This window comes from Streptomyces sp. XD-27 (genome assembly GCF_030553055.1).
In the GTDB taxonomy this organism is placed as follows: Bacteria; Actinomycetota; Actinomycetes; order Streptomycetales; family Streptomycetaceae; genus Streptomyces.
Window position 1 is genome coordinate 1,387,540 of sequence record NZ_CP130713.1, and the last position, 15,067, is coordinate 1,402,606.

10 protein-coding genes and 1 pseudogene are annotated in these 15,067 nt (G+C 74.1%); 3 read left to right on the forward strand and 8 right to left on the reverse strand.

Going from position 1 to position 15,067, the window contains the following annotated elements; translation table 11 throughout:
- Positions 1–15: 15 nt before the first annotated feature.
- Positions 16–2,928 (reverse strand): annotated as a pseudogene (locus tag Q3Y56_RS05910) (amino acid adenylation domain-containing protein); the annotation flags it as partial.
- Positions 2,841–4,784 carry a non-ribosomal peptide synthetase gene (locus Q3Y56_RS05915; RefSeq protein ID WP_304460900.1) on the reverse strand — a complete coding sequence of 648 codons (1,944 nt, stop codon included), beginning with the start codon at positions 4,782–4,784 and terminating at the stop codon, positions 2,841–2,843. The gene Q3Y56_RS05915 and the pseudogene Q3Y56_RS05910, both read right to left, overlap by 88 nt.
- A gap of 182 nt (positions 4,785–4,966) precedes the next feature.
- Here Q3Y56_RS05915 and Q3Y56_RS05920 point away from each other — a divergent pair, with 182 nt between their 5' ends.
- Genes Q3Y56_RS05920 through Q3Y56_RS05930 form a run of 3 tightly spaced genes read left to right on the forward strand, consistent with a single transcriptional unit; the run spans position 4,967 to position 7,541 of the window.
- Positions 4,967–5,971, forward strand: a complete 1,005-nt coding sequence (locus Q3Y56_RS05920) for an ATP-binding cassette domain-containing protein (RefSeq protein ID WP_304460901.1) — start codon at positions 4,967–4,969, stop codon at positions 5,969–5,971.
- The gene (locus tag Q3Y56_RS05925) at positions 5,968–6,762 is read left to right on the forward strand and encodes an ABC transporter permease (protein ID WP_304460902.1); all 795 of its coding nucleotides are present in this window, start codon (positions 5,968–5,970) and stop codon (positions 6,760–6,762) included. Before Q3Y56_RS05920 ends, Q3Y56_RS05925 begins: the two co-directional genes overlap by 4 nt.
- Positions 6,763–6,767: 5 nt before the next feature.
- Positions 6,768–7,541 carry a thioesterase II family protein gene (locus tag Q3Y56_RS05930; protein ID WP_304460903.1) on the forward strand — a complete coding sequence of 258 codons (774 nt, stop codon included), beginning with the start codon at positions 6,768–6,770 and terminating at the stop codon, positions 7,539–7,541.
- A gap of 109 nt (positions 7,542–7,650) precedes the next feature.
- Here the strand turns inward: Q3Y56_RS05930 and Q3Y56_RS05935 are convergent, their stop codons facing one another.
- The 6 genes from Q3Y56_RS05935 to Q3Y56_RS05960 all read right to left on the reverse strand — a co-directional run bounded on the left by Q3Y56_RS05935 (position 7,651) and on the right by Q3Y56_RS05960 (position 14,932).
- A complete protein-coding gene (locus tag Q3Y56_RS05935) occupies positions 7,651–7,833 on the reverse strand; it encodes a hypothetical protein (RefSeq protein ID WP_304460904.1) in 183 nt (60 codons plus the stop codon).
- A gap of 196 nt (positions 7,834–8,029) precedes the next feature.
- Entirely contained in the window at positions 8,030–10,990 is a 2,961-nt protein-coding gene (locus Q3Y56_RS05940; RefSeq protein WP_304460905.1) for a BTAD domain-containing putative transcriptional regulator, read from the reverse strand.
- 475 nt (positions 10,991–11,465) lie between these two features.
- The gene (locus tag Q3Y56_RS05945; protein ID WP_304460906.1) at positions 11,466–12,302 is read right to left on the reverse strand and encodes an SAM-dependent methyltransferase; all 837 of its coding nucleotides are present in this window, start codon (positions 12,300–12,302) and stop codon (positions 11,466–11,468) included.
- Positions 12,299–12,820: an isoprenylcysteine carboxyl methyltransferase family protein gene (locus Q3Y56_RS05950; RefSeq protein WP_304460907.1), complete on the reverse strand. Its 522-nt coding sequence runs from the start codon at positions 12,818–12,820 to the stop codon at positions 12,299–12,301. The genes Q3Y56_RS05945 and Q3Y56_RS05950 overlap by 4 nt, the downstream gene beginning before the upstream one ends.
- Before the next feature lie 7 nt (positions 12,821–12,827).
- Positions 12,828–13,910, reverse strand: coding sequence for a type III polyketide synthase (locus tag Q3Y56_RS05955; RefSeq protein ID WP_304460908.1), 1,083 nt, complete (start codon positions 13,908–13,910; stop codon positions 12,828–12,830).
- A gap of 92 nt (positions 13,911–14,002) precedes the next feature.
- The gene (locus Q3Y56_RS05960; RefSeq protein ID WP_304460909.1) at positions 14,003–14,932 is read right to left on the reverse strand and encodes a UbiA family prenyltransferase; all 930 of its coding nucleotides are present in this window, start codon (positions 14,930–14,932) and stop codon (positions 14,003–14,005) included.
- Positions 14,933–15,067: the final 135 nt, after the last annotated feature.

Sequence of the window (15,067 nt, forward strand, 5' to 3'; positions counted from 1 at the left end):
CGTCGGCGCCGATCACCTCGGCGAAGAGTCCGCACAGGATCTCCTCGCGGGCCGTGCGGGGCGCGGGACCGCCGGGTGCGGCGGGCCGGTCCTCGGGCGCGGGCAGGGCGGCGCGGTCCAGCTTCCCGTTGGCGGTGGCGGGGAACGCGTCGAGGAGGACGACGGCCGCCGGGACCATGTACTCGGGCAGCCGCTCGGCGGCCCAGGCGCGCAGGTCGTCCGGGGCGGGGCTCTGCGACGCGGGGCTCTCCGGCACGGCGTAGGCGACGATCCGCTTGTCGCCCGGCCGGTCCTCGCGCACCACGACGGCCGCCTGCCGTACGGCGGGGTGGGCACCGAGCACGGCCTCGATCTCTCCCGGCTCGATGCGGAAGCCGCGCACCTTGACCTGGTGGTCCACCCGGCTGATGAACTCCAGCAGGCCGCCCCGGTTCCAGCGCGCCAGGTCGCCGGAGCGGTACATCCGGGCGCCGGGGGGCCCGAACGGGTCCGCGACGAAGCGGGCCGCGGTGAGCCCGGGGCGCCCGTGGTAGCCGCGGGTGACCAGGTCGCCCGCGATGTACAGCTCGCCGGGCACCCCGGCGGGGACCGGGCGCAGCCGGGCGTCCAGGACGTACATCCTGGTGTTCCAGACCGGGCGGCCGATGGTGACCACTCCGGTCGGCACGCGCTCGCCGGGGCGGATGCGGTACTCGGTGCAGCCGACGGTGGTCTCGGTCGGCCCGTACTCGTTGATCACGGTCGCCTCGGGGTGCCGGGCCCGCCACTGGTCGAGCACCTCGCCCATCAGCGACTCGCCGCCCAGGACGAGCTGGCGGGCCGGTGAGAAGCCGCCGTCCAGCTCGATCAGGAGCGGCAGATGGCTGGGGGTGGCCTTCACGAAGTCCGGCTGGGTGCGAGGGGCCTGGGCCCGTGCGCGGCCGTCGAGTTCGACGAGCTGGACCGTGCCGCCCGCGGTGAGCGGGGCGAAGAGCCCGGTGACCGTGAGGTCGAAGGAGACCGGCGAGTGCACCAGGGCCCGCCCGCCGGCGCTGTCGTACGCGTGCCGGGCCCAGGCCAGGTAGGCGCCCAGCGACCGGTGCTCGACCACGACGCCCTTGGGGCGGCCGGTGGAACCGGAGGTGAAGATGACGTAGGCGGGGTGGGCGGGGGCGAGGGGGCGGTGCGCTCGGCGTCGGTGACGTCGGTGGCGGCCGTCGCCCGCAGGTCCGCCTGGGTGCCGGCGGCGTCCAGCAGCACCTGCTCCGCGTCCATGGGCAGCTGTGCCGACACGGCCGTGGTGGTGATGACGGCGACCGGCTGGATGTCGTCGAGGACGAAGGCGATCCGGTCGGCCGGGTGGGTGGTGTCCAGGGGCAGGTAGGCGGCGCCCGCCTTGACGATGCCGAGCAGCGCGGCGACGAGGTCGAGGGAGCGCTCCAGGGCGACCGCCACGTACGTCTCGGGGCCCGCGCCCAGGCCGATGAGGCGGCGGGCGATCCGGTTGGCGCGCTCGTTGAGCTCCCGGTACGTCAGGCCCACTCCGGCGTACTCGGCGGCGATCGCGTCCGGGGTGCGCCGCACCTGGTCCTCGAACAGCTCGGGCAGGGTGGCCGCGGCGACCGGGTGCGCGGTGTCGTTCCAGTCCACCAGGAGCCGGTCGCGCTCGGCGGCGTCGAGGATCTCCAGGTCGCCGATGGGGAGTTCGGGCCGGGCGGTGGCGGCGCCGAGGAGGCGCACCAGGCGGGCCGCGAGGTGCTCGGCGGTCTCGTGGTCGAAGAGGTCGGTGGCGTACTCCAGGGTGCCGGCGAGGGCGTCGCCTTCCTCTTCGAAGAGGAAGGACAGGTCGACCTTGGCGGCGCGGCGGTCGGCGGTGTCGGTGGCCACCTCCAGGCCCGGCAGCGCGAAGCGGGTGTGCTCGGCGCCCTGGAAGGTCAGCATGGTCTGGAACAGCGGGTGGTAGGCGAGAGAGCGGGCCGGGTTGAGGTGCTCCACGACGCGGTCGAGCGGCAGGTCCTGGTGGGAGAGGTCGGCGAGATCGCCCGCGCGGACCCGGCCGAGCAGTTCGCGGAAGCTCGGGTCGCCGGAGGTGTCGGTGCGCAGGCACACCGTGTTGGCGAAGCAGCCGATCAGCCCGTCGAGGAGGTCGTCGGCGCGGCCGATGGTGGCGGTGCCGACGGGGACGTCGGTGCCGGCGCCGAGCCGGGTGAGCAGCGCGGCCAGGCCCGCCCGTACGGTCATGAACACGGTGGTGCCGGTGGCCCGGGCGAGGTCGGTGAGCCGGGTGTGCAGGTCCGCCGCCACGGTGAACCGCACCTGCCCGCCGCGCCCGGACGCCACGGCGGGCCGCGGCCGGTCGGTGGGCAGCTCCAGGACGTCGGGCAGCCCGGCGAGGCGGCCCGCCCAGTAGGCGAGGTCGTCCTCGGGGCGCTCGACGGCGCGCTGCCACAGGGTGAAGTCGGCGTACTGGACGGGGAGCCGGTCCCAGTCGGGGGCGTGTCCGGCGAGCCGGGCGGTGTAGGCCGCGGAGAGGTCCTGGCCGAGCGGGCCGAAGGAGGCGCCGTCGGCGGCGATGTGGTGGACCAGGACGAGCAGGGCGTGGCGCTCGGGCCCCGTGGACAGCAGCACGGTCCGCAGCGGCGGCTGGGCGGCCAGGTCGAAGCGGTGCCGGGCCTGGCGGGTGAGTTCGGCGGGCAGCTCGGCCTCGGTGGTGTCCACCGTGTGCAGTTCGGGCCGCGCGGCGGGGAGCACGACCTGGCGGGGTTCGCCGCCGTACTGGCGGTAGACGGTGCGCAGCACCTCGTGCCGGTCGGTGAGGTCGCCGAGCGCGGCGGCGAGCGCCCGCCGGTCGAGTGGGCCGGTCAGCTTGAGGGTGAGGGCGATGTTGTACGAGGTGTCGTCGGCGTCCAGTTGCTGGAGGAACCAGAGCCTGCGCTGGGCGCTGGACAGCGGGAGCCGCTCCGGGCGGGCCGCGGGGCCAGGACCGTCTGACCGCCGGTGGCCGCGTCGAGCCCGCGGGCGAGCCGGGCGGGGGTGGGCGCGTCGAAGACCGCGCCGACCGGGAGGGCCGCGCCGAGGAGCCGGCGCACCTTGTTGACGAGGCGGTTGGCCTTGAGCGAGTGGCCGCCGAGGGCGAAGAAGTCGTCGTCCGGGCCGACCCGGGGGACGCCGAGCACCTCGGCGAACAGGGCGCACAGGGCCTCCTCGCGCGGGTTCGCCGGGGCCCGCCCGCCGGTGGTGTCCGCCTGGGGCGCGGCGAGCGCGGCCCGGTCGACCTTGCCGTTGGGGGTGAGCGGCAGCGCGTCGTGGACGACGACCCGGGCGGGCACCGCGTACTCGGGCAGCCGCTCGGCCGCGAACCGCCGTACGTCGTCGGCCGCGAACCGCCGGGCCTCGTCCGCCGGTACGTCGCGACCGGGCGTGGCCACCACATGGGCGACCAGGGCCTCGCCACTCACGGTGACGACGGCCTGGGCGACGCCGGGCGCGGCGAGGAGGACGGCTTCGGTCTCGGCGGGCTCCACCCGGTGGCCGCGGATCTTGGTCTGCTGGTCGCGGCGGCCCGCGAACTCCCAGGCGCCGCCGGGCAGCGGGCGCACCAGGTCGCCGGTGCGGTAGCTGTCGCCGAAGCCCTCGGGAGCGGTGTCGTCGGCGTAGCGCGCCAGGTAGGCGGTGCGGACGACCAGTTCGCCGCCGTCGGCCATGAGCTCGACCCCGTCGATGCCGGGTCCGAGCGGCACGCGGGAGCCCTGCCGCGCCGGGGCGGGGCGGCCGGGGTCGGCGGCGGCGTACACCGAGACGGCCTGCGGGGTCTCGGTGGTGCCGTAGAGGTTGAGGACGCGGGCCTTCGGCGCGTGTCCCGTCCAGGCGTCGACGGTGCGCCAGGTGAGCGGCTCACCGCCGAATCCGGCCAGGTGGAGGCTCGGCCAGCCGCCCTCGGGCGCGCTGTCGGCGAGCGCGTCGCCGAGGCCGGGCGTCAGGTGGACGAGGGTGATCCGCTCGTCGGCGAGCCACTGGGCGACCGCCCGGGCCTCGCGTACGTCGGCTTCGGGGAACACGACCGTCCCGCCGGTCCACAGCGGCACGAACACATCCCGCAGCAGGGGGTCGTGGCCGAGTCCGGAGAGCACGGCGCCGCGCACGGTCCGGTCGAGCGCGTACGTGGCGACGTACCACTCGATGAAGTGCTCGACCGGTTCCCAGTCGCCGATGACGCCGCGCGGCCGCCCGGTGGTACCGGAGGTGAAGGCGACGTAGGCGGCGCCACCGAGCGGGGCGGCCGCCGACTCACCGCGCCGGGCGGCCGTTTCGCCGCGCGCGGCGGCCGTTTCGACGCCCCCGGCGGACGTTTCGCCGTCCGAGGCGGGCGTTCCGGCGCCCGCCGCCAGGAGTACCGGCAGCCCGTCCGCGAGCCCGTCCGGGATCCCCCGCGGGTCGCAGGCGATCCAGGCCCGCACCGCGGCCTGCTCGGCCTGGAGGCGGAGCCGCCCGGCCGGGTGCGCGGCGTCGCACACCACGAACGCCGCGCCGCTGCGCGCGACCGCCACCAGCGCCAGGGCCAGGGCCGGCGTGCGCCGCGCGTGGATCGCGACCGTGTCCCCGGCCCCGATCCCCGCGTGCCGCAGCCGGTCGGCGAGCCGCGCGGTCTCCCGTTCGAACTCGCGGTAACTCCAGCGCGCTCGAGCCCCCGACACCGCGATGCCGTCGGGAGTGCGGGCCGCGTGTTCCGCGAGCCGTCGCAGCAGACCGGTCCGCGCCCCGACCGGCTCGGACGGCCCCAGGTCCCGTATCGCCACACCAGACATGGATCCGACTCCTCAATTCGCGTTCCACATGTCGGTGGACGTTAAGAAGCCGCCCTTTCATGGCGTTATCAAGAACGTTTCCGACTGCCGCGCCGCCGCGTCGAGCCCTTTCGATAAGCCATCGATAGAAGAACGTCCTAGCCTCCCATCGCCGCTGTTCCCGCGGACACCGAGAGGATCCGATGACGATCACGACCCCTGCCATACGCGTAGAAGACCTGGCCAAGACATACGGGGGCACCCGCGCCGTGCGGGGGGTGTCCTTCGAGGTGCCCGAGGGCACCGTCCTGGGTCTTCTCGGCCCCAACGGAGCCGGCAAGACGACGACCGTCCGCATGCTGTCCACCCTGGTCAAGCCGGATTCCGGGAAGGCGCTCATCCACGGCTACGACGTGGCACGGCAGGCCCGCGAGGTGCGCTGCCTGATCGGGATGACCGGGCAGTACGCCGCCGTGGACGAGGACATCTCCGGCTGGGAGAACCTCTATCTGATCGGCCGGCTGCTCAGCATGGGCCGCGCCAAGGCCCGTTCGTGCGCCGACGAGATGCTGGAGCGATTCCGTCTCACCGAGGCGGGCGGGCGCCCCGTGAAAGGCTATTCCGGTGGAATGCGGCGGCGGCTCGACCTCGCCGCGAGCCTCCTCGGCGACCCGAAAGTCCTTTTCCTCGACGAGCCCACCACCGGGCTCGACCCGCGCAGCCGCAACGAGTTGTGGGACGAGGTGCGCGGCCTCGCCGCGAAGGGCACCACGGTGCTGCTCACCACGCAGTACATGGAGGAGGCCGAGGCCCTCGCCGACGCGATCGTCGTCATCGACCAGGGCGAGGTCATCGCCTCCGGCACCGCGTCCGAACTGCGTGAGCGCATCGGCGGACCGGTGCTGCACATCACCCCGCAGCGGCGCGGCGACCTCGCCGAGATGCGCCGCGCCCTGGAGCTGGCCGGGATCGGCCCGGTCGGGGTGGACGAGGCGGAGGGCCTGGTCCGGCTGCCGCTGGACCGGGAGGGTCGGCTGGTCACCGAGACGGTCCGGGTGCTCGGCGCGTCCGGGATCCCGGTGGCCCGGATCGATACCCAGGTCCCCAGCCTCGACGACGTGTTCCTCACGCTGACCGGCGCCGCCCCGGTCACGTCCCTGACCGCCGCCGGCCGGACCGGCGCCGAGACCGCCAGGAGCGCGGCATGAGCACGGCCCTCGCCACCGGCGGCATCCCGGGCGCCCGCCGGGCCGCCAGCCATACGCTGGCCATCACGCGGCGCAATCTGCGCAAGGTGCTGAGCAGTCCGGGCCAGGTCCTGGACGCCACGCTGATGCCGGTCGTCTTCGCCCTGATCTTCGTCTACATCTTCGGCGGGGCGATCTCCGGCAGCAGCGGCGCCTACCGCCAGTACGTGATGCCCGGCATCATGGCGCTGACCACCACCATCGCGTCCCGCACCTCCGGCATCAGCCTCAACGTCGACTTCAACAACGGCGTCATGGACCGGTTCCGCACCCTGCCGATGGCCCCCTCGGCGGTCCTCGCGGGCCGGATCCTCGCGGACGCGCTGCGGATGCTGGTCAGCCTGCTCGTGGTGTTCGCGTTCGCCCTGCTGATCGGCTTCCGGGTGCGGACCGGACCGCTCCAGGCGGCGGCGGCGATCGCCCTGATCCTCCTGTACGGGATCGCGCTGGCCTGGCTGCACGCCCTGATCGGGCTCACGGCACGCACCATCGAGACCGTGCAGAGCGTGGGCATGCTGGCGATGGTGCCCCTGCAGTTCGGCAGCTCCATCTTCGTCGCGCCGGACACGATGCCCGGCTGGCTGGGCTATCTGGTCACCCACAACCCGATGAGCTCGGTGGTCGACTCCTCCCGCGCCCTGATGACCGGCGGCCCGGCGGGCGAGCACGTGATCGCCGCGCTGGCCTGGAGCCTCGGCATGATCGCGGTCCTGGCTCCGCTGTCCGCCCGCCGGTTCCGCAGGCGGAGGTGACCGGGATGACCACCGCCCCGCCTCCCTCCCCCGGCTCCCTGAGCTCCCGTTGGCTGCGTACGCTGCACGCCGCGGGCCGGCCCCGCGTCCGCCTCGTCTGCTTCCCGCACGCCGGCGGCGCGGCCGGCTTCTTCCGCGACTGGCCGCGGTGGCTCGCTCCCGACATCGAACTGCTCGCGGTGCGCTACCCGGGCCGCGAGGACCGGATCCTCGACGAACCGGCGTCCGGCATGGCGGAGCTCGCCGACTCGGTCGCCGCGGCGCTCGGCGGGCTGCCCGCACTGCCCACGGCGTTCTTCGGCCACAGCATGGGTGCCTCGGTGGCGTACGAAGTGGCGCTGCGCATGCGGACGTCGGGCGTTCCGGACCTGCTGATGGTCTCCGGGCGCGCCGCACCGCACCGGCTCCGCGCGTTCCCTCTCGCCGACGACGAGGCCCTGGTCGCCGACGTCAGACGGCGCGGCGGGCCGCTGGCCGCCGCGCTCGACCACCCCGAGCTGCTCGACCTCGTGCTGCCGGCGATCCGCGCCGACTACCGGCTCCTGGACGCTTACGCGGCCGAGGCCGAGCTGTGCGAAGTCGGCGTCCCGGTGGCCGCGTTCTATGGCGAGGCCGACCCGGACGTGCCCGCCGAGTCCGTCCTGGCCTGGGCCGGCACCAGCCCCGGCGCCTTCACCGCGCGCGGCTTCGCGGGCGGCGGCCACTTCTACCTCGTGGAGCACGCCGCCGACCTGGTCGGCGACATCGGCGCGCGACTCGCGGCCCTGACCGCCGTCTGACCCCCGCTACTCCCCCGTACCACCCATACCACCCGTACCGGCCGATCCCCCGCGGCCGGTACGGGTTTCCTCTCAGCGCTCGGCCAGCGGGGCCTGCCCGGTCACCGCGCTAGTCGACCGGGTCCTCGAGCAGCCGCTGGATGGCCCGTATGCGGCCGGAGACCTCGGCCAGCTCGTTCCGCAGATCCTTCTGCTCCACGGCGAGCCGCTCGACGGCCGCGTACCGCCGACGCGTGTGCCCCGTGGAGAACCAGAACAGCGCCGCCACGATGAACATCGTGCAGCTGAGCATGACAGCAGCTGTGATGACGGCCCCAGCCGTGGCATCCATCGCTCACCCCTCCCCTGCCCCCGTCATGAACCAAGTGTGACGGGACGAACGCTACCGGTGCCGGGCATCCCCGAACATGGGGGAAAACCTCCAGTCCGGAGCGGCGGCAGGAGAGCGGCGGCCGGAGCCATTCGTCCCGGGCCGGCCGCCGCCTCGCTCAGCATGCCGCCGAGTTGAGCGCCTGCGCGGCCCGTTCCTGCCACGGCCGGGCGCCGATCCGGTCGAAGATGGCCTGCGCTGCCCGCAGGTACTCCTCGCCGCCGGGCCGGTCCAGGGCGCGCAGCGCGCCGCCGATGGCCAGGTTGATCTGCCCCTCCACCAGCGGGCTGTCGATCCGCGAGGCGATGTCCAGGGCGTCCGTCAGGGTGTCGAGCGCCTGCTGCCCGGCGCCGGCGGCGAGCCGGGTCTCGCCGAGGCCCAACAGCGCGTACGCGAGGCCGACGATGTCGGACTTCTCCTTGACGATGTGCACCACACGCAGGAACGCCTCCTCCGCCTGGTCCGGACGCCCCTGCGCCAGGTACGCCCAGCCGAGCCGGTGCGTGCTCTGCGCCACGCCCCGGGCCCCGCCCCGGCCGATGCTCTCCGACAGCCGGACCGCCTCCAGGCCGAGCCGGATGGCGGCCTCCGGCCTGCCGAGGTCCAGCTCGATCTGCGCCATGTTGTTCATCGCGTGCGCCTCGGACGACCGGTCGCCCACCGCCTGGAAGACGCCCAGGGCCGTGAGGAGGCGCCGCATCGCGGTGTCCAGGTCGCCCTGCATCCGGTCGTGGATCGCCAGGTGCCGCAGGGTCAGCGCCTCGCCGTGGCGTTCACCGACCCGCACGTGCAGGGCCAGCGCCTCCGTCAGGTACGCGGCGGCCTGCGGGAGGTTGCGCAGCCGCAGCTCGACGGCGCCGAGGTCGGTCAGCATCGCGGCCTCCCCGCGCGGGTTCCCCGCGGCGCGGGTGGCCGCAAGGGCGCGCTCGGCGCACAGCCGCCAGTCCTCGATGTAGTTGCGGGTCTCGAAGAGCACCGCCATCGAGATCGCCAGGTCCCAGGCGAGCTCGTCCATGCCGAGCTCGGCCGCCTGGTCGATGACGGCACGCAGCGAGAGCCGCTCGGCCTCGAACCACTCCAGGGGCGCGACCAGGAGCTCGTCGGTCAGCTCGGCGTCCAGCGGACAGCGCTCCACCGTGCCGTGGAGCACGCTGAAGTCGCCGCCGTACTCCCGGCGGTGGGCGTCCTCCGCGAGGGTCAGGTACGTACGGAAAAGCCGGTCGCGGGCGGCCCACCGCTGCTCGGCGGTCTCCTCCTGCGCCGCGCGCTCGCCGGCGTACAGCCGCAGCAGGTTCTGGAACCGGTAGCGCATGTGGCCGGTCGCGTCGACCCCGACCACCTCCAGGAACTGGGCGTCGACGAGCTGCTCGATGAGCCGCTCGGCCTCCAGCGCCTCGATGTCGAGGAGGGCGGACGCGGACCAGGCGGCGAAGTCCGGGGCGGTCAGCAGCCCGAGCCTGCGGTACAGGCTGGCCGCGCCGTCGGAGAGGTAGCGGTAGCTCAGTTCGAGGCTCGCCCGCACCTGGGACTCGCCCTGGCTGAGTTCGTCGAGCCGGCGCTGCTCGTCGCGGAGCCGGGTCACCATGTGCCGTACCGTCCAGTGCGGCTTGGAGGCCAGCCTGGCCGCGACGATCCTCAGGGCCAGCGGCAGCCGGTCGCACAGCCCCGCGAGCGTGGCCGCGTCGGCCGGGGCGCCCGCGATCCGCGGCTCACCGACGATGGCGGCGAGCAGCCCGACCGCCTCCGGCTCGGCCAGCAGGCCCAGGTGCACCCTGGCCCGCGGCGGCCAGGTGACCAGCTCCTCCATCTGCTCCCTGCTGGTGATGACGACGCAGCACTCGCCGACCCCGGGCAGCAGGTCCTTGATCTGCGCGTAACTGCGCACGTTGTCGAGGACGATGAGGACCTTGCGGTGCGCGAGCAGCGACCGGTAGAGCGCGGTCCGCTCCTCCAGACCGGACGGGATCTGGTCGCTCGGCACCCCGAACGACCGCAGGAAGCGGCTGAGCACGTCGCCCGCCCCCGTGGGCGTGTGGTGCCCGTCGTAGCCCCGCATCTCGGCGTAGAGCCGGCCGTCGGGGAAGCGCTCGTGGACCCGGTGGGCCCAGCGCACCGCCAGTCCTGTCTTGCCGATCCCCGCCGCCCCGGTGATCAGGCCGACCCTGGGCCCGTGGCCGCCCCCGCCGTCGGAGACCAGGGAGTCGAGACCGGCGAGCTCGGCGTCCCGGCCGATGAACCCCGGGATGTCGGGCGGAAGTTCGGAAGGCACCACCGTCGACTCGGTCTGGGTGGGCGCGGCGGGCGCGGTGCCGGGCGCGTCGAGGGAGCTGTCGTCGCGCAGGATCGCGTCGTGCAGCTGCTGCAGGTCGGGCCCCGGCTCGAGGCCCAGCTCGTCGATGAACTGCTTGCGCGCATTGCGGAAGGCCTCCATGGCCTCCGCCCGCCGTCCCGACCGGTACAGGGCCAGCATCAGGTGCCTGAGCGTGCGTTCGCGCAGCGGCTGCTCCCGTACGACGGCGGCCAGCTCCGGGACGATCTCCTGGTGCTGGCCCAGGTCCAGCCGTACGGCGGTCGCGTCGTCGAGGGCGTTGAGCCGGTACTCCTCCAGACGGGCGGCCTCGTCCTCCACCGGCTGGCCCACCACCCCGGAGAGCGCCGGGCCGCGCCACAGGGCGAGCGCCTGCGCGTAGTGCTGCGCCGCTTCGAGCAGCCGCCCCTCCTTGGCCTCCTGCTCGGCCTCCCCGACGCGGGTGGCGAAGTCGACCCAGTCGACGTCGTGCCCCTCGGTGTTGAGCACATAGCCGGGGTGGGCTGTGACGATCACGTCGTCCTCGACGCCCTGCGCCTTGAACGCCTTGCGCAGCGCGGCGATGCAGATGGCGACCTGGGTGCGGGCGGTCGCCGGCGGTCTGCCGTTCCAGACGACGTCGACCAGGGTGTCAACCGGAACCACCCGTCCCGGGCTGAGGATCAGCAAGGCGAGAATGACCCGCTGCCGGGCCCCTCCCACCGGGACGCTCCGCCCTTCCGCCGTTACGGCTAATGGTCCGAGAACTCTGAATCCGAGTCGTGCCCCCACAGGATCTCCCCCGCCCTACGGATCAACTCTCGTAGATCATGACGCATGCTTCCGGTCAGGATCGGGGGCCGGAAGGGCGGAACGAGTCATCCCGTTCTGTAGTTCGATCGGTTGTCGCTGCTCGCGTTTCCGTCGGGACCGCATGGTCACCGCCACCGATTCCGGGTCGACGACCCACCGGCACGCGACTGCCGCGAAGCATGCAGAGCGCAAGGCAGTCAAGGGCGCATAGAAGCATGACGTATACACGGACCTGCGGTCGTCGTGCGCCGGCGCCGCCCGGTGCGGGAGCCCGGACACTCTTGGCCGATATCGGCTGCGAGCAGTTCCCTCAGCCGAGTCAGGATGGCTGGTTTCCACCCCTGAGTTTCCAACGAGCGGACGGGCACTTCGGGTAAAGGAGCGCGGAGGCGTCGATTCCGCGCCAGGCGCTCGGCATCAGCCCGCGCGGCCTTTGGCTGGTGCCGCCGGACGGTCATCGGCTCCCATGGACGAAATAGCCCTGGGGCGCGTCCGGTGCTGTGCGTTCGGCGTCGACGGAGTCCGGCCGGCGGCCCATCGCCCGGCCTGCCACGGCCACGCGGGTCACCTCGGCGCGCCAGTTCCGGTCGCCCAGCAGCAGCTCCGGTTCCTCCGTACCGAAGTGCCAGGCGGCGCCGGACCGGGCGAGCGCTTCCAGCATCGGGCGGGCCCGGGGGCTTTCCAGGAGCGACCGGCCGACGAAGTCGGTGAGCAGATGACTGCCCGGCGCGGAGAGAGCGGTGATCCGGTCCAGTAGCCGGTGGACGGCGCTCTCCTCCAGATACGGAGTCAGCCCCTCGGCGAGCCAGCAGGTGGGCCGGTGCGGGTGGAAGCCGGCGGCTGCGAGCGCGGCCGGCCAGTCGTCGGCCAGATCGACGCCGACCGTCCGCCGGATGCAGCGCGGGACGGGAGCGGGAGCCGGGACCCCGGCGAGCAGGCGCGCCTTGAGGTCAAGCAACTCCGGCCGGTCCAACTCGAAGAGGACCGTGTCGGCGGGCAGGTCGAGCCGGTATGCGCGGGTGTCCATGCCGGCGGCGAGCAGGACCAGTTGGCGTAGGTCGGTGCCCGTGTCCGTGCCGGTGCGGAACAGCCGGGTGACCGCGTCGTCGAAGAACCGGGTCCGCACGGCGATCACCGACGCGTCGCCGAGCGGTGCGAGCAGCGCGCGACCGGTGTCCCCGGCCAGAACGGCGGCGAGCGGGTCGTCGAACAGCCGGTCGTCACGGGCCGACTCCCGGGCCCGCGCGGCGGCGGTGAGCCGGGCGGTACGGGCCACCGGATCGAGCGTCATGGCGAGGCCAGCCCGAGGGCGGTGTTCTCGACGCGCAGGCGTACCGCGAGCACGGCGGCGTTGGCCGCGGTGAAGGCGGCGGCCGTCAGCCACGCGGTGTGGACCATGGGCAGGGCGGCGCCCTCCACGGCGACGGCGAGGTAGTTGGGGTGGCGCAGCAGACGGTACGGCCCGCTCGCGACGAGGGGCAGATCGGGGACGACGATGACGCGGGTGTTCCAGCGCTTGCCGAGGGTGGCGACGCACCACCAGCGCAGCGCCTGGGCGCCGACCGCGAGGGCCAGCGCCGCCCACCCCGCGTACGGCAGGAAGGGCCGGTGCGCCAGGTGGACTTCGGCGAGCATGCCGACGAGCAGTCCGGTGTGGACGGCGACCATCACGGGGTAGTGGCCGGGGCCGTGCTCGACGCCGCCGCGGGCGCGGGCCCAGCGGGTGTGACGGGTGGCGACCGCGAGCTCGGCGAGGCGTTCGGCCGCGACGGCGGCGGTGAGCAGGGTGAACCACAGCTGGCTGGTCACGGGGATCTCACCACCGCAGGAGGACGAGTTCGGAGCTGAAGCCGGGGCCCATGGCCATCATCAGCGCGGGGCTGCCCGGAGGCGGCGGCTGGTGGGCCATCGCGTCGCGCAGGACGTGCAGGACCGAGGCGGACGACAGGTTGCCGACCCGGGCCAGGGACGCGCGCGTGCGGTCGAGCGCGCCGGCGGGCAGGTCCAGGCAGGAGGTGATGGCGTCGATGACCTTCGGCCCGCCCGGGTGGCACAGCCAGGTCACGACGTCGCCGGGCGCCAGGCCGTGGTCGTCGAGGAAGGCGTGCACCTCCTTGGGGAGGAAGTTCCCGACGATGGCGGGGACGTCGGAGGACAGGACGACGCGGAACCCGTTCGCGCCGATGTGCCAGCCCATCACGTGCTCGCTGTCGGGATACAGGCGGCTGCGGGTGGCGAGCACCCGCGGCCCTCGGACATCGGCCGCGCGGTCGGCGCCGACGGCCACGACGGCGGCGGCCCCGTCGCCGAAGAGGCTGGTGGCGACGTAGTTCGCGATCGTGGTGTCGCGGGGCTGGAAGGTCAGCGAGCACAGCTCGACGGAGAGGAGCACGGCCACCTGGTCCGGCCACGCCCGGAGGTAGTCGTTGAGGCGGGCGACGCCCGCGGCGCCCGCGACGCAGCCGAGGCCGAACAGCGGCAGGCGCTTGACGTCCTCGCGCAGGCCGACCCGCCGCGCCAGGCGGGCGTCCAGGGACGGCACGGCAAGGCCGGTGACGGTCGTGGTCACGATCAGGTCGACCTCGTCGGCGTCGACACCCGCGGCGCCCAGCGCGCCGCGCAACGCCCGCTCGCCGAGGTCGAGGGCGTTCGCGATCCAGATGTCGTTGCTCTCGGTGAAGTCGTCGAGATGGGGGTAGCGCTCCAGAGGCAGGGTGAAGTGGCGGGTACGCACGCCCGAGTTGTCCGCGATGCGAGCCATGGTCCGGCGGCCGGGATGCCCGGCGGGCAGGCAGTGCTCGACGAATCTGGCGGTGATGTCCTCCTGTCGGTACACGCGTGGAGGGAGGGCGGTGCCCACCGCGGCGAGGCGCGGGGACGCTGAGGTCGGGGGGAGCATGCGGGGCCTCTTCTGACGTGTCGAAGATCCGCAGCCTAGAGCGCCGGCGGCCGTTCCGGTGGGATCTCCACCCGCGTCCGGGTGGCAGGGGGTCATGTCACCGATGGGGCATGCGGACATGTCATCGACGCGGCACGGGAGAACGCCAGGGCGACCGCGATCGCGGCCACAGCGATCGCGGTGAGGAAGGGGGCGCGGCTGCGGCTGCCGCGGGCCGGGTGGACGATCCCGGCGGCGGTGAGCACGGTTCCGGCGGCGAGGGCGAACCAGCCTGCGGCGCCCGCGGGGCCCGGCGGCGCGAAGGCGAGGACGGCGATGCCCGCCAGGAGGGGCAGCGGGGCGAGCAGGCGTGCGCCGGTGGCGCCCAGGCGCTGCGGAAGGCCCCGTACGCCGGTGGCCAGGTCGTCCGGGATGTCGGGCAGGACGTTGGCGATGTGCGCCCCGACTCCCAGCAGGGCGCCGACCGCCAAGGTCCACCAGGTGGGCCGGGGGTGGCCGGGCAGCGCGAGGACGACGAACGCCGGCAGCGAGCCGAAGCCCATCGCGTAGCCCAGCCACGACCACACGGTCCGTTTCAGGCCGAGGTTGTAGAGCCAGCCTCCCGTGACGCCGAACAGGTGCGCCGCGGCGGCCGGGAGACCGGCGGCCAGGGACAGCGGGACGCAGGCGGTCAGAGCCGCGGCGGAGGCGCACCCGACCGCGCGCGGGCCCACACGCCCGGTCACGACGGGCTTGTCCGCTCTGCCGGTGGCGAGGTCCCGGCGCGCGTCCAACCAGTCGTTGCTCCAGCCGATCGACAACTGGCCGGACAGGACGGCCAGGCCGACCAGCGCGCAGGTCTGCCAGGAGTGGCCGCATGCGATGCCCAGGGCGGTGGCCATCACCGTCACGGCGAGGGCGGGCAGGGGGTGGCAGGCGCCCAGCAGGCCCTGGACGGCGGCGGGACGCGGCCTGGTGAGACACGCACGCGCGGCGGCCCCCGTCCCGGCCTCCCTCCGTGCCTCCGCCCCGACCCCCCTCACAGCACCCGCCCCAGCCTCCCTCCGCGCCTCCGCCCGGGTCCCCCTCACAGCACCCGTCCGGCCCCCCTCACAGCCCCCGTCCCGGTTCCCGGTCTCCATCCGGCGGAGCGTACGGAACGACACGTCCACGTGGCC

Coding starts and splice junctions, on each gene's coding strand:
- Q3Y56_RS05915 (WP_304460900.1), bottom strand. CDS start 4,784: ATGTCTGGTGTGGCGATACGGGACCTGGGGCCGTCCGAGCCGGTCGGG.
- Q3Y56_RS05920 (WP_304460901.1), top strand. CDS start 4,967: ATGACGATCACGACCCCTGCCATACGCGTAGAAGACCTGGCCAAGACA.
- Q3Y56_RS05925 (WP_304460902.1), top strand. CDS start 5,968: ATGAGCACGGCCCTCGCCACCGGCGGCATCCCGGGCGCCCGCCGGGCC.
- Q3Y56_RS05930 (WP_304460903.1), top strand. CDS start 6,768: ATGACCACCGCCCCGCCTCCCTCCCCCGGCTCCCTGAGCTCCCGTTGG.
- Q3Y56_RS05935 (WP_304460904.1), bottom strand. CDS start 7,833: ATGCTCAGCTGCACGATGTTCATCGTGGCGGCGCTGTTCTGGTTCTCC.
- Q3Y56_RS05945 (WP_304460906.1), bottom strand. CDS start 12,302: ATGACGCTCGATCCGGTGGCCCGTACCGCCCGGCTCACCGCCGCCGCG.
- Q3Y56_RS05955 (WP_304460908.1), bottom strand. CDS start 13,910: ATGCTCCCCCCGACCTCAGCGTCCCCGCGCCTCGCCGCGGTGGGCACC.